The sequence below is a fragment of the Pontibacter sp. HSC-36F09 genome (genome assembly GCF_024171605.1).
GTDB lineage: Bacteria > Bacteroidota > Bacteroidia > Cytophagales > Hymenobacteraceae > Pontibacter.
This window is the reverse complement of sequence record NZ_JALKAA010000002.1, coordinates 270,100-284,182: the sequence shown is the minus strand read 5'-3', so window position 1 is coordinate 284,182 and position 14,083 is coordinate 270,100. Positions and strand designations below refer to the sequence as shown.

Sequence of the window (14,083 nt, the reverse complement as noted above, 5' to 3'; positions counted from 1 at the left end):
ATACTAGCCTGCCCTCTGAAACAAGTCCAGCTGCTGCGTAAGCAGTGCGCTTCGTACGGAGCCCTCGCCAAACAAAATACGGCGGCGCAGCTGCTCCGAGTCAAAGTCCTGCCGCTGCAGGCTTTTGGTCTGGCAGGTGATAAAATACTTGGCCCTTTTCAGCACCACGCCCATCTGCCGCAGGTGGTCGAAGTGTAGCGGCGCAAACCGCCGGGCTGATATAATTTTCTTGGCCGATTTCACCCCGATGCCTGGCACGCGCAATATCATTTCGTAGTCGGCAGTATTGATCTCCACCGGAAAAAAATGGCGGTTGCGCAGTGCCCAGCCCAGCTTTGGGTCGATATCCAGATCTAGGTTCGGATTCGCTTCGTCAACTATCTCCTTCACATCGAAGCCATAAAAGCGCATCAGCCAGTCGGCCTGATAAATGCGATTTTCCCGGATAATCGGCGGCTCCGTGATAATCGACAACCTGCTGTCGGTACTCACCGGCACATAACCCGAGTAGTATACCCGCTTCAGGTTATACCCTTTGTAAAGCTGGTCCGACAGCTGCAAAATCTGGCGGTCGCTTTCGGCGGTGGCTCCCACGATCAGCTGCGTGCTTTGCCCGGCTGGCGCGAACTTTGGCGTCGCTTTGAACAACTTGCTCTCCTCTTTCGCCTGCACCAACTGGTCTTTGATTGAACCCATCGGTAACAGGATCTCACTATAGTTCTTCTCCGGCGCCAGGCTTTGCAGACTCTGCTCCGAAGGCAGCTCAATATTCACGCTCAGGCGGTCGGCATACAGACCGGCTTCTTTTATCAGCTCGTCGCTCGCACCCGGTATGGTTTTGAGGTGGATGTAGCCGTTGAACTTCTCCTCCTGTCGCAGCTTTTTGGCCACCCGCACGAGTCGCTCCATGGTATAGTCGGCATTTTTGAAGATGCCCGAGCTCAGGAACAACCCCTCGATGTAATTGCGACGGTAAAAGTTGATGGTCAGGTCAACCACTTCCTGCACCGTAAAGGCAGTCCGCTGCACGTCGTTGCTCTTGCGCGTCACGCAGTAGGCGCAGTCGTAGATGCAGAAATTGGTCAGCAGGATTTTCAGAAGCGAAACGCAACGACCGTCTTCGGTATAGCTGTGGCAAATACCCATACCTTCTGCATTGCCCAGGCCCTTGTTGTCGTTCTTTCGCTTTCCTCCGCTCGACGAACAGGAAACATCGTATTTGGCAGCATCTGCTAATATTTTTAGTTTACCTATTACCTTATCGTTCATCTTCGCTTCTTCTATCTGCTTGACGGTTATAAAATTACAAAATCATTAGCACAAACCCCAAAATAATTAGCAATAATAGTTATCAACATACTATCCACATTTAAGTATTGCTAACATGATTAGCACAGGCCATTTTCAGGATTTCAAACTGAAATTTTCCACATAAAGCTGAAAAGAGTATATTAGGAGGTTCTACCGTACAAACACGTACAATAGACAGTAACCGCCCCTATACCTCCATGGCATTTCCACGTTCGCCCATTTTATGCTGCCTGTTAGCTTGCCTGCTTGGGGCGTGGCTACTGGCTGGCAATGCGCGTGCGCAGGAACTACCTCCCCGCAGGGACAGCCTTGCTGCTCCAACCGACACCATCAAGCAAAAGTTTGACGAGCGTGTGATGAACAACCTGCGGGAGATCTCGCAGCGCAAAACCATCATGGGCAAATTGCTCAAAGCGATACTGGTCTTCGACCGGAAAGACGAAGAGGTACTGGGACTGGATGCTGAGTTGATCCAGCGGGAGTACGAACGGCACAATTATAAGGTGGTGCGTAACATCCAAATCATGACGCTGGATGCGCTGGGCTATTCTATACACGACACCACCCGCGTGCCGCGCAGCTTTCTGGAAAAGGCCGGCAATTCGCTGCACATGAAAACACGGCGACACCTGGTGCGCAACAAACTGCTTTTCGAGCGGATGGTGCCTCTGGAACCACTGGCTCTGGTCGAGTCGGAACGTTTGTTGCGCCAGACGGAATACCTGCTCGACGCCCGCATCATCGTGGATGAGCGCACCACCACCGACGACAGCGTGGACGTGCTGGTGATCACCAAAGACATCTTTAGCCTGGGCGGTTCGGGTTCTTATACGCCTTCGTCTAGTGCAGGCAGGATTGCCCTCCGGGAGCTCAACTTTTTGGGGCTTGGTCATCAGATCCGTGGCTCTTACCGCTTCAACATGAATGCGCCCCGCTCCTGGGAAACCACCGCCGGCTATACCGTGGAAAACATCGGCAGCACTTACATTACGGCCGACATCAATTACTTCGATCAGAATTATTACAAAGAGCGCAGCGCCTTCCTGCGCCGTGACTTCTTCGCCACCAACACCCGTTATGCCGGTGCCGTCGGGGCCAGCAAAATAGATGAACGGCTCCTGCTGCCGCCTGTGCCGGAGGACACCATCCAGCGCTTTGCTGACCTTGGCTATCAGTTACAGGGTGTATGGCTGGGTCGCTCGTTTAAGTTTAAGAATTACAACCTGGGCTTCGAACCGCGGGGCCGACTGATTACGGCGTTGCGGCTGATTAACACGAACTTCTATACCAGACCCACCGAAAACTTTCAAGACAATGTACTGGGTATAGCCAGTGTGGGCTACAGCGTGCGCCGCTATTACAAAGACCGCTACCTGTATGGCTTTGGACGAACGGAGGACGTGCCCGCCGGCACCTTGGCGTCCATCTCGTACGGCTATGAGCGCGGCGACCTCTTTAACCGCCGCTACTTTGGGCTCGACCTTTCCTTTGCCCGTTACAACAAGGACTTTGGCTACCTCTATAGCCGTGCCGGGTATGGCTCCTTTATAAGGAACGGTACCTGGGAGCAGGGCATGCTGGAGATGGAGTCAATGTACTTTACGCGGCTATACGAGAACGGCAACTGGAAACTGCGTCACTTCATTCTGGGTCGTGGCACCATCGGCGTCAACCGCAACCCGGAGGAGCTCCTTTCCATCAACAACGAGGAAGGCCTGCGCGGCTTCCGGTCCGATCTCCTCCGGGGTAACCGCCGTGTGGTCATTAACTACGAAGCCAACCTCTATACCCCTTTCTCACTGTTCGGTTTCCGACTGGCTACCCTGGCCTTTGCGGATGTGGCTTGGCTTTCGTACGGCAACAAAAGCTCGCCCTTTAAGAGCAAGCCTTATCCGGGCTTTGGGGTAGGCATACGCTTCCGCAACGAGTACCTGTCATTCAGCACGATCCAGATCCTGGTGGGCTACTATCCTAAAATTCCGGCGAACGAGAACTTCAACAACCTCCGCATTTATGAGTCGTCGCGCTCGTACTACGACTTCGAGGACTTTCGCTTTAAACAGCCGGGCATACCAGAGTTCAGGTAAAATTCCTGTATCCTTTTAAGCTGATCGGGGTACACTGTTAGAGTAATTCAACAAACCCTGAACATGGAAAAGCTAAGAGAAAAATCAGAATATGAAGGCAACCCGGTTGGGCTGTCAAAGACTACCGCGACGGCTATGGCCAACGAACTCGATCGTCACCTGTCGTCGTTCATCACCCTGTATAACCAGTACCATAAGCACCACTGGATGGTGGAGGGGCCGCAGTTCCGCGATCTGCACTTATTCTTTGAGGAGCACTATACCCAGATACACGAACAGTACGATGCCATTGCCGAGCGCCTCACCGTGATGGGCTACTGCCCTACCTGCCACCCGGCCAAACAGCTGGAGCTTTCTTATATCGCACACGAAGAAGAAGGCGTTTTCCGCATCCGCGAGATGCTCAAAAAAGACATGGAAGACGAAAAAACGATCGTGTTGGAGCTGCGAAAATCGATCAAAAAAGCTTTTGAGCTGGAAGATTTCGCCACCAAGGCCTTGCTGGAGGGCATCCTGCTTAAAACGGAGGACCGCTGCCACCACATCGAGCACTTCCTGGGCGAAGACGGCCTGTCCATCGGCCTGATCGCCAGTCCGGACGACATCATGGAGGAAGATGATCAGCCAGCCAAAGGACAGAACGGCAAAGCCACAAAAAAGGCCAAAGCAAAGTCCTAAGGTATAGGCGGCTATCCGGACTAAAGAATTCTTGGACAAAAGACAAAGGACTTTCAGGTATAGCCTACTCGCTAATTTACTTTGGTTGAGCGTGTTGCTATCTTTTCCGGTGAAGTTAAGTGCTATTTAACATGCAGTAACAGGCAGCCCATGGTGGCTGCCTGTTTTGTTTTAAGCTGCTATACCTGCCAACTGCCTCTTGCCAGTAAAGTCCTTGCTCGGCAGGTATAGCCTCCGAAAAAGCTGGTGCTGTTTTGCATCCTTACAGGTATAATCAGGTATAAGAAAAGCGACTGAAACCTACAGGCTATACCTGAAATGGTTTCGCTATATTTGCAACATTCTATACCTAACACAATACCCCATTATGGTAGACCTCGGCCATTACAACGAACTGGAGATAGCACGCGAAGTGGACTTCGGCATGTACCTGACCTCTGAAGACGGCGACATCCTGCTGCCACGAAAGTATATACCTGAAGGCGCCAAAGTAGGCGACAAGGTACGCGTGTTCGTGTACCGCGACTCCGAAGACCGTGTGATTGCCACCAATCTGACACCGCACGCCACTGTGCGCGAGTTCGCCTGCCTGATGTGCAAAGACAGTACTGACTTCGGTGCTTTTCTGGATTGGGGCCTTGAGAAAGACCTGCTCGTGCCATTGCACAACCAAAAGGACAAAATGCGCCCCGGCCGCAAGTATTGTGTGTATGTATACCTCGACGAAACCTCCGACCGCATTGTAGGTACAACCAAACTGGGCAAGTACCTGCACAACGACGAAGCCGCCAACGAGCTGACCGAGAACGAAGAGGTAGATTTACTGGTAGCGGGCTTTACCGAGATCGGTATCAAAGTGATTATCAACAACCGCTACATGGGCATGCTCTACAAAAATGAGGTGTTCAAGGAGCTGCACATGGGTGACAAGGTGCGCGGTTATATCAAGACCATCCGTCCGGATAACAAAATAGACGTGACACTCCGCAAGCCGGGTACTACAGGCATGAGCGAATCCAATGAGGCGGCAGATAAAGTACTGGAGGTGCTGGAGGCGGCCAAAGGTTATTTGCCCTTGTCTGACAAGAGCAGTCCGGATGAGGTATACCGCATGTTGGGTATGAGCAAAAAGGTGTTCAAAAAAGCCATAGGAGGATTATACAAAGAAGGTAAAATTGAAATAGACACGGACCACATCCGGTTAAAAGGCGACGAATAAGCCGCATCATATTGTACTGTAGCGCTGCAATAGAGGCTAATTTCAAAACAAAAACAGCCGCAACAGGATTATTTACAGGAAAGCACCGCATTTATTAACCTATGTGGCGGAGATTCACGTAACTGAGCGAAACGCAAACCTCCATGCACCGAACCCGAACCGCACTGATTGCCGGCGCCAGCGGCCTGGTTGGCAGTCACTTGCTGCGTATGCTCTTGCAAAGCGACCGCTACAGCCAGGTGATTTCTGTTGGCCGCCGCGAGCTCGCCATCATTCACCCCAAGCTCGACCAGCAAATCGTCGACTTCGACAACCTCAAGAAAAGTGCCTCCGAACTGGCCGCCGACGACGTGTTCTGCTGCCTGGGCACCACCATCAAAAAAGCCGGCACCAAAGAAGCCTTCTATAAAGTAGACCATACCTATGTCACCCAGCTGGCCGAAATCACGCTGCGCCGCAATGCCAGTCAGTTTCTGGTGGTTTCGTCGATGGGTGCAGATGCCAGGTCCCGCATGTTCTACAACCGCGTGAAAGGCGAGATGGAGCGTGACGTGCGGGCGCTGGGCTTTCAGTCGCTGCAGATTTTCAGGCCTTCGCTTCTGTTAGGTGAGCGCGACGAGCATCGCACCGGCGAGGAAATTGGTGCCCGGATCATGAAGCCGCTTTCCAAAATCATGTTCGGTCCTCTGCGCAAATACCGCCCTATTCAGGCAGAGACTGTGGCCAGCGCTATGCTGCGGGTCGCTGCGCAGGACCTGAAAACCGACAAGGTATACCTGTCCGATGAAATAGAGCGACTGGGCCACTAACCCTCCCTATACCTGACGCGTAAGTTGCAAGGCACTTATACTTATACCTATGCCCAACAAAAGCCTGCGCCGCGCCTTTCCGAAAGCCTCCCAATACGACCCGGCCTGGGTGCGCAAGCATTCCATGGGCGAAAACGTACTTTTTAACCTCGAGAGCCTCACCAAGTCCCTGGACCTGAAACCCGGCATGCGCGTGCTCGACCTCGGCTGCGGCAAAGCCATCAGTTCTATCTTTCTGGCCAAAGAGTTCGGGGTTACCGTCTGGGCAGTAGACGAAGCCGTGTCGGCCAGCGACAACTACGAGCGCATCTTCAGTGAGGGCTGTGAAGACAAGGTGTTTCCGCTTGAGATGGAAGCTCGTTCCCTTCCCTTCCCCGAGGAGTATTTTGATGCCGTGATCGTGGTGGACTCCTATACCTATTTTGGCACCGATGAGAAGTACCTGCCCTACATTGCCCGCTTCATCAAACCAGAGGGGCACATCGCGATTGTAGACGTATGTTTCACCAAAGAAATCGAAAATCATGACCAGGTACCGGAGTTCTTACAAGAGGATTATCAGAACTATTGGTACTTTATCCACACCATCGATTGGTGGCGAAGGCTTTGGGAGAAAACCGGACTGGTCGAGATAGAAGCTGCCGATGAACTGACAGAGGCTGGGCTGGTGCGGGAGCATTATATAAAAGACTACCAGAACTCAGAGGAGGAAGACGCTTTCGCCAGAGCATTGGAGCTTGATAAAGAGAAGTTTATCACGTTTTTCAAACTAATTGGGCGGCGCACATCCAAGACAGCCTATCTGCAATCGTACAAGCAATCGGGTTAAAATTTTCGAAAAAAGTAAATATTAGTTTTTTCGATCGGAAGAAGTTCTATTTTTGCAGCCTGCCAGCTGGACGTACCTGTCTGGCAAGCCAGATATAACTTTTTTAATAGAACAATGAAAACATTTCTTCGCGTAGGGTTTACCTTAGCTTTGGTAATGACGCTTGCTTTCGGTGCCAATGCACAGGAGTACAAAACAGGTATAGGCTTCAGAGGCGGTGTTGCTTCAGGCCTTACTATAAAGCATTTCATTAAAAGTGATGCCGCTATCGAAGGCATTCTGAGCACAGGTTTCCGTCACAGAGGTGCCGTAGTTACCGTGCTTTATGAGAAACACGCACCAGCTTTCAACGCTAAAGGTCTGCAGTGGTACTATGGTTTGGGTGGTCACGTTGGCTTCTACGAGGGTCGCTACTACTACTATTATGACAAAGACAGACGTGACAGATACTACGAAGATAATATCGTAGGCTTTGGTATTGATGCTGTGCTTGGTCTGGAGTACTACATCCGCGACATTCCTTTCACGATCGGTGCCGACATCAAGCCTTACATCAACATACCGCATGGCCGTGGCTTCTGGGATTCAGCCCTGCACGTGCGCTACGTATTCTAACAGCTGAAAAGCTTTATAAAAAAAGAGCCCGCTACCTTCCGGTAGCGGGCTCTTTTTGTCTCTGCTATACCTTAAAAAGCAATGTGCATCAGGGCATCTCCCTGGTTCACAACGGGCATGTTATTGAGGCCGACTATATAACCGGCAGCCGGGGCGTTGAGGCGCACTTCCATTTCGCCGTAAGGGTCGGTGATCGTGCCTACCACCTGTCCTTTCTTTACGTAGCCTCCCTCCAGTACAAGGCTACGGAACAGGCCCGCATTTTTGGCGCGCACCCAAATATCTTTCATGCAAATAGTGGTTGGCTCAGTTGCGGCGGGCGCACTGGCCGCCATGCCCAGGTGGTGCATCAGGCGACAAGTGCCCTCTATACCTAGTTTGATGCCGCGCTCATCGAAGCGCAGCGACTCTCCCGTCTCATATACTAGGATGTGCTTACCGAATTTGGCGGCCTCTTTCCGGAGCGAGCCCTGCCTGTAAGAGGCATTTAGCGTGAAAGGCGCGGCAAAGGCATCTGCCAGTACCTGGTTCTTCGGTTCAGCCAGCACGCAGCGTATCTGCGGGTAGTTGCTTCTGCTCGAACCGCCTGTGTGGAAATCCACGCCGTAGTCAATAAAAGGCATCACTTCTTTCATAAAACGGTGCGCCACACGGCTGGCCAGTGAGCCTTCTCTGTTCCCGGGAAAACTTCGGTTCACGTCCTTACCATCGGGCACGTCGCGCGAAAAGTTCAGGAATCCGTATATGTTCAGGATGGGCACCGCAATGATGGTTCCCTTGAGCGGGTACAGCATCTTTTTGGTGATCATGCGGCGGATGATCTCTGTACCGTTCACCTCGTCGCCGTGCATACCGGCCATCAGCAAAAGCACCGGGCCGTCGTGCACCGAGCGGAACACATAAACAGGAATGTCGATGAGTGTACCGCTGGGGAGTTTCGAGATAACAAGCCGGGTAAGCACTTTCTCTCCACGGTCGATACTGACACCGTTGATCTTAATGGTTTCGGGCATGCTATTCTTTCACTCTCTTGGCGGCCTTCTTCTGCACCAGACCCTCCACGTACTCAATTATTTTAGCGGCAATATCCTTGTTGGTTGCCTTCTCTATACCTTGCAAACCCGGCGATGAGTTCACCTCCAGAATGAGCGGTCCGCGCTTGGACTGCAGCATGTCTACACCGGCTATACCCAGACCCAGCGACTTGGCAGCCAGCAAAGCAGCGGCCTTCTCCTGACGAGTAAGTTTGACGAGGGAGGCATTACCGCCGCGGTGCAGGTTGGAGCGAAACTCACCCTCCTTGCCCTGGCGCTTCATGGCCCCCACTACTTCGCCGTTCACCACAAAAGCGCGGATGTCAGCACCTGCCGCTTCGGCAATGAATTCCTGCACAATGATACGGGCCTTCAGGTTATGAAATGCCTCAATCACCGATTCAGCCGCTTTTTTAGTTTCGGCCAGCACCACACCCAGGCCCTGTGTTCCTTCGAGTAGTTTGATCACCAATGGTGCACCTCCTACTTCTTTCACCAGCATGGAGGTTTCTTTTGAGTAATTGGTAAAGGCGGTCTTGGGCATGCCCAGTCCTGCCCGGGAGAGGATCTGGCTGCTGCGCAGTTTGTCGCGGGAGCGTACGATGCTCTGCGAGTCCACGGCGCTTTTTACTTTCATCATCTCAAACTGACGCACCACGGCCGTACCGTAAAAGGTAACCGAAGCCCCGATACGCGGAATGATAGCGTCGATATCGGTTAAGCGTTCTCCCTTGTAGAGGATGTGAGGGTCGCCCTGCTCAATCACAAGGTCGCAGCGCAGGTGGTCGAGCACTACGGCTTCGTGGCCGCGTTGCTGTGCAGCTTCTACTAGGCGGCGGGTAGAGTACAACTTAGAGTTGCGAGAGAGAATCGCTATTTTCATAAATACTATTTATCCTTCTTTTGTTTTTTGTTGAATTTGAGTGAGACGTTTTTACGGGAAACGTCGACAATAAACCGGCCTTTCAGCAATTTTCGGCCAATAAGCACCGGGTATTTCATGTCGCTGCGGTCCGAGAGCGAGAACTCCGCCTCAATCAGCTCGTCGAACACCTTGATACGGGTTTTGATGACGTAGCGCTCCTGCACATCTCCAAACGAGTTACGGATATCGCGAAGGCTGTAGTCCGCAAAGGTCAGTTTTTTGTGATTGTACTGCGGGTGCGATGGGTCTAATAAGTCCAGCGAGATCACTTTAGTTCCGTCGGCGAGGGTTTCCTCATGAATATCCGAACAGTGGATGGCGGAGGTATAGGCGCCGGTATCGATCTTGGCCTCTATCTCGTCAATATCCAGTTCGGGAAAGGCCACCATCTCGCGCCTGCCGATGATCTTTTTCTCTGGTTTGGGCTTTTTTAGGTTCTCCTCTTTCATCAGGGGCCAATTTAAGCATTCTGCTTTAGGTATGATATATTAGGATTAGGATTTTCGGAATCAGAAAGGATTAATTTGTCTGAATCAGGATTTTCGTGGATGCCGAATTACCCCATACCAATATTCCCCTAGCAACAGGGGAAAGGGCATGATTAACATCCCCCTGCCCCCTTCAAAGGGGGACTTTCTGTAGCTGCCATTTTTCAGGTATAGGCTCCGTAATTGCAGCAGCTTTTCTGCAGTGCCGGGTCAAACCACTCCTGCCTCTCCTTGTCCAAGGAGGGGAGCTTTGGCTACTACCAGTTCGAAATTACAAACTTCGTTGTTTCTGTCACAGACCACTGTCAGGTATAGCAAGACAAACTCGCACGCTAGCAATGGAACAAACTGCAGTGCACGGTGCACCGATGACGATTTTGTGTTGGGGGTGAAGGGGTCCCTCTATAAAGAGCGGTCAGCGAGTTTAAAATCGTCTTGATTTTTTTGCTTACTGGGGGTAGGGGCCCTCTTTCTTTTCATCAAGGAAAAAAATGAGTGCCCGCCGCACAGGAGAAACAGCCGCCCGCCTGGCCAAGGCATACTTGCAACAGAAGCAGCGGCTATACCTATGCTTGGGCCAGAGGCCCCACGATAGCAGACACGAGCGAGGACGCTCGCGCCATAAAGCTATACCTACAACTGCCTTTGCTACTTATCCAATCGGAGGTATAGACTGAGTTCGTTTCTTATGCAGCAACTCCGCAACCTCCTGCAGCAAATGTGAATGCCCGGCTTTGAGCACCACCAACTCCCCTTTGTGCAGGGCTTTTATAAACACACTTACCCGCTTGGGAGAGATGATCTGGTCGAACTCACCCAGAAACATTGTAACCGGCACCTGTTTGTGGTTGAGGAGTCGCACAATCTCGCGGATATCGAAGTTGAGTTCGCGGAAACCGATCCAGCTGCGGTATACCCGCAAACGCTTTTCGGTACTGTCCATCTGGAAGCGAGCGAAGCGGACCAGGCTTTTGTGGATCATGTTATACCTGTTGAGCACATTCAATAGCCGGAAGAAAGGCTCTGGCTTAAGCACGGTGCGCTTGAAAAGCTGCTGCAGCCAACCCGGGTAGGTGGCAATATTATACCAGAAGCTGGTTTTGATGCCGTCCGGCGCGATCAGGAAAAGTTCGTCGATGCGCTCCTGGAAGCGTTCCACCAGTGTAAGCGCGAATTTCCCCCCCATGCTAAAGCCCATCAGCGAGAAGTGATCGATCTTTTCCTTCTTGAGAAACAAACCAACCAACTCCTGCAAAAAATCCTTGTCGAGCGGCATGTTCTCTTTGTGCAGACTGCTTTGGCCATGAAAAAACAGGTCGAAGGCGTAGATGGTATAGTCGCTGCCGAGCGCATGGCCCATCGGTTGGTAGTAGCTGCTGCTCTGCCCATAGCCATGAAAGGCCAGCAAAGGCTGCGTGCCTTGCCCAAGCACTCTGTAATGCAACTTCGTACCGTTATGAATAATGTATGGCATTCTGGCGGAATGTGTTCTCTCCTTTACTTATTCGGCATGCATACAAATAAGATGCATGAAAGGGCCTTAAAATTTTAGCTGGTTCAGTTGATGGGCATTTTTAATGAGGTGAAAGGTATAGCTCCTGCTTACTCAGAGCTTCGACACACCTCCCGAAACAACAAACTTCATTACATCGCTGCTTGGTAGGTCCAGGTATACCACGTTGCGCTTGGGCACCACAAACAGCTCGCCCGAAAAGTTATAAGAGTGCGGGAAGTACACAGCTACGCGGTCTTCTACATTTACAGAACTGAAAGCATCCTGCGTCACAAAACCGAACTTCAAGTTATCTGAGTCCTCCGACATCTTCACCATCACCGGCTTGTTAAACTTCTGGTTGTCTCCTACAAAGGCATCGAACAGGTCCTTGATACTGGAATAGACGATGCCCACCAGCGGCACTTTGTTAAACCAGCGCCCCGTGATGACGATGAAGGGTTTTACAAAGAAGGATGAGCTGATAAAACCGATCAGAGTGAGCAGGACAAACATGAGCATAATTCCCAGCCCAGGTATACCTAAGTCGAAGAGGCTATTCAACCAGTCGATAATGGCCACAATGATCCATACCGTAATGGTGAAGGGCGCTACAATAAGTAGTCCGTTCAGAAAATAGCGTAAAATGCGTCTCATGTGTGATGGTGCGTTAAAAAAAATAGGCTTTACCGAAGCAAAGCCTAAATGTAGCTAAAAAGCCACTATTTTGTAGTATAGGGTTATCGCTATACTGTTTCGAGGTCAAATTTTTTGATACTGTCGGCTACCTGTTGCATCAGCCACATAGGCGTGGAAGTGGCGCCGCATATACCTACACTCGCAGCATTGGCAAACCACTCTCTTTCCAGTTCTTCTTCATTCTCCACAAAGTAACTGTTGGGGTTATGCTGCTTGCACACGCTGTAAAGGGCTTTACCGTTAGAACTCTTCTTGCCGCTCACAAAAATGATCACATCGTGTTCCACTGAGAACCTGGTCAGTTGCGGCTCGCGGTTCGATACCTGACGGCAGATACTGTCGTTGGCGTTGAAAGCGGTGCTGTCCTGCTTTGCCTGCTGGATACGCTCTTCGATAAGCGACTTGATGTGATAAAAGCCTTTGGTGCTTTTGGTCGTCTGACTGAAAAGGGTAACCGGGCGGGAAAAGTCAATCTTGTCCAGATCCTCCTCTGTGGTCACAATAATCGCTTCGTCGCCTGTCTGGCCTGCCAGTCCGATCACTTCGGCATGGCCCACTTGCCCGTAAATCACGATCTGGCCGCCTTTGGTTTTGTCAGCGTCAAAAGCATGCTTGACACGGTTCTGGAGTTTGAGCACTACCGGGCAGGAAGCGTCTATCAGTTCGATGTTGTTTTCTAAAGCTGTCTTATATGTTTCCGGTGGCTCGCCGTGCGCCCGGATCAGCACTTTGGTGTCGCGCAGTTCTTTGAGTTGCTCCCGGTCGATAATGCGAAGTCCCTTTTTGTAGAGGCGCTTCACTTCCATGCTGTTGTGCACAATGTCGCCCAGACAATAGAGTTCCTCGCAGTTCTCCATCTCATCCTCTGCCATCTGTATGGCAAATTCGACGCCGAAGCAGTAACCGGAATTTTTGTCTATCGTTACGTTCATTTCTACTTTCCTCTATTCCTGTAAGGCATAGTCACCGTTGAAGATACGGGAAGTCACCTTGTTTAGTACAAACTCTACCTGCTCGTCGATGGTCATGTGCGACGTGTCCAGCAAAAAAGCATCGTCGGCACGGCGCAGCGGACTCTCAGCTCTTGTCGAGTCGATCAGGTCGCGCTTTTGCAGGTTCTGCTTTATTTCATCAAGATTGATGAGTTGCTTCTTCTCCAGCAACTCATCCTGTCGTCGGCGGGCACGGGTATCCACATCGGCGGTCATAAATATTTTAACCTCCGCATCAGGAAACACAGCTGTTCCAATGTCGCGCCCGTCCATCACTACACCACGTTTTCTGCCCATCTTCTGCTGCTGGGCTACCATGGCGCGGCGCACTTCCTTTACCACACTCACCTCGCTCACCTGGTTGGAGATGTACATCTTGCGAATCTCATCCTCCACATTCAGACCGTTAAGGAATACTTCGTTTCTTTTGGCCTTTGGGTTGTAGTGGAACGTGATATCTATCTTATCCAGGGCGTCGTTCACCTCTTTGGGGTTGGTGAGACTGACGTGATGTTCCAGAAAATAAAGCGTAACCGCCCGGTACATGGCACCGGTATCGATGTAAGCATAGCCTAGTTCGGCAGCCACTAGTTTGGCCGTTGTACTTTTACCGCACGAGGAGTAGCCATCTATGGCGATTACAATTTTTTTCATGGTAAGCTGTCAGGAGTTAGTTCGAATCGCAAGGGCAGGGCACATTGCCTTTCTTGCTCTTTTTCATGTAGGAGGCCGTCTTTTTCTGTTGCGGTGTTTTGGTTGTGCAGCTCGCCAATGGGCCAGTTGCCAAAATTCCCGCCAGTAGCATGTATGAAATTATCTTTCTCAAAACGACTAAATTTAACGCAAATATAAGGTAATTTACGGGTTCAATCCCCATCAGCGGGCATTTTAAATCAACAAGACAG

The 14,083-nt window shown here is 51.2% G+C and carries 15 protein-coding genes; 7 read left to right on the top strand and 8 right to left on the bottom strand.

Annotated features, from left to right (window positions below):
* Positions 1 to 3 precede the first annotated feature (3 nt).
* A complete protein-coding gene (locus tag L1278_RS07260; RefSeq protein ID WP_253402398.1) occupies positions 4 to 1,269 on the bottom strand; it encodes a putative DNA modification/repair radical SAM protein in 1,266 nt (421 codons plus the stop codon).
* Positions 1,270 to 1,508: 239 nt separating this feature from the next.
* Here L1278_RS07260 and L1278_RS07255 point away from each other — a divergent pair, with 239 nt between their 5' ends.
* From L1278_RS07255 to L1278_RS07230, 6 genes are all read left to right on the top strand, one after another.
* Complete coding sequence (locus L1278_RS07255) at positions 1,509 to 3,398, top strand: hypothetical protein (RefSeq protein WP_253402396.1); 1,890 nt, start codon at positions 1,509 to 1,511, stop codon at positions 3,396 to 3,398.
* Positions 3,399 to 3,461: 63 nt separating this feature from the next.
* Positions 3,462 to 4,076, top strand: coding sequence for a Dps family protein (locus L1278_RS07250; RefSeq protein WP_253402394.1), 615 nt, complete (start codon positions 3,462 to 3,464; stop codon positions 4,074 to 4,076).
* 367 nt (positions 4,077 to 4,443) lie between these two features.
* Positions 4,444 to 5,295: a S1 RNA-binding domain-containing protein gene (locus tag L1278_RS07245; RefSeq protein WP_253402392.1), complete on the top strand. Its 852-nt coding sequence runs from the start codon at positions 4,444 to 4,446 to the stop codon at positions 5,293 to 5,295.
* Positions 5,296 to 5,438: 143 nt separating this feature from the next.
* Complete coding sequence (locus L1278_RS07240) at positions 5,439 to 6,104, top strand: oxidoreductase (protein ID WP_253402390.1); 666 nt, start codon at positions 5,439 to 5,441, stop codon at positions 6,102 to 6,104.
* Between the two features lie 49 nt (positions 6,105 to 6,153).
* The gene (locus tag L1278_RS07235; protein WP_253402388.1) at positions 6,154 to 6,933 is read left to right on the top strand and encodes a methyltransferase domain-containing protein; all 780 of its coding nucleotides are present in this window, start codon (positions 6,154 to 6,156) and stop codon (positions 6,931 to 6,933) included.
* A gap of 114 nt (positions 6,934 to 7,047) precedes the next feature.
* Positions 7,048 to 7,548: a hypothetical protein gene (locus L1278_RS07230; protein ID WP_253402386.1), complete on the top strand. Its 501-nt coding sequence runs from the start codon at positions 7,048 to 7,050 to the stop codon at positions 7,546 to 7,548.
* A 71-nt stretch (positions 7,549 to 7,619) separates the two neighbouring features.
* Here the strand turns inward: L1278_RS07230 and L1278_RS07225 are convergent, their stop codons facing one another.
* From L1278_RS07225 to L1278_RS07215, 3 genes are read right to left on the bottom strand one after another with little or no spacing between them, the layout of a single operon-like run.
* Entirely contained in the window at positions 7,620 to 8,561 is a 942-nt protein-coding gene (locus L1278_RS07225) for a succinylglutamate desuccinylase/aspartoacylase family protein (RefSeq protein WP_253402384.1), read from the bottom strand.
* 1 nt (position 8,562) lies between these two features.
* Entirely contained in the window at positions 8,563 to 9,465 is a 903-nt protein-coding gene (gene rimK / locus L1278_RS07220; RefSeq protein ID WP_253402382.1) for a 30S ribosomal protein S6--L-glutamate ligase, read from the bottom strand.
* A 5-nt stretch (positions 9,466 to 9,470) separates the two neighbouring features.
* Entirely contained in the window at positions 9,471 to 9,956 is a 486-nt protein-coding gene (locus L1278_RS07215; RefSeq protein ID WP_253402380.1) for a RimK/LysX family protein, read from the bottom strand.
* A gap of 530 nt (positions 9,957 to 10,486) precedes the next feature.
* Here L1278_RS07215 and L1278_RS07210 point away from each other — a divergent pair.
* A complete protein-coding gene (locus L1278_RS07210) occupies positions 10,487 to 10,672 on the top strand; it encodes a hypothetical protein (protein ID WP_253402379.1) in 186 nt (61 codons plus the stop codon).
* Here the strand turns inward: L1278_RS07210 and L1278_RS07205 are convergent.
* The 4 genes from L1278_RS07205 to cmk form a co-directional block, all read right to left on the bottom strand.
* Positions 10,648 to 11,469 carry an alpha/beta fold hydrolase gene (locus tag L1278_RS07205; RefSeq protein ID WP_253402376.1) on the bottom strand — a complete coding sequence of 274 codons (822 nt, stop codon included), beginning with the start codon at positions 11,467 to 11,469 and terminating at the stop codon, positions 10,648 to 10,650. The genes L1278_RS07210 and L1278_RS07205 overlap by 25 nt on opposite strands.
* Before the next feature lie 132 nt (positions 11,470 to 11,601).
* Positions 11,602 to 12,144: a DUF502 domain-containing protein gene (locus L1278_RS07200; RefSeq protein WP_253402374.1), complete on the bottom strand. Its 543-nt coding sequence runs from the start codon at positions 12,142 to 12,144 to the stop codon at positions 11,602 to 11,604.
* Between the two features lie 89 nt (positions 12,145 to 12,233).
* The gene (locus tag L1278_RS07195) at positions 12,234 to 13,118 is read right to left on the bottom strand and encodes a 4-hydroxy-3-methylbut-2-enyl diphosphate reductase (RefSeq protein ID WP_253402372.1); all 885 of its coding nucleotides are present in this window, start codon (positions 13,116 to 13,118) and stop codon (positions 12,234 to 12,236) included.
* 12 nt (positions 13,119 to 13,130) lie between these two features.
* Positions 13,131 to 13,832, bottom strand: a complete 702-nt coding sequence (cmk, locus tag L1278_RS07190; protein ID WP_253402370.1) for a (d)CMP kinase — start codon at positions 13,830 to 13,832, stop codon at positions 13,131 to 13,133.
* Between the last annotated feature and the right edge of the window lie 251 nt (positions 13,833 to 14,083).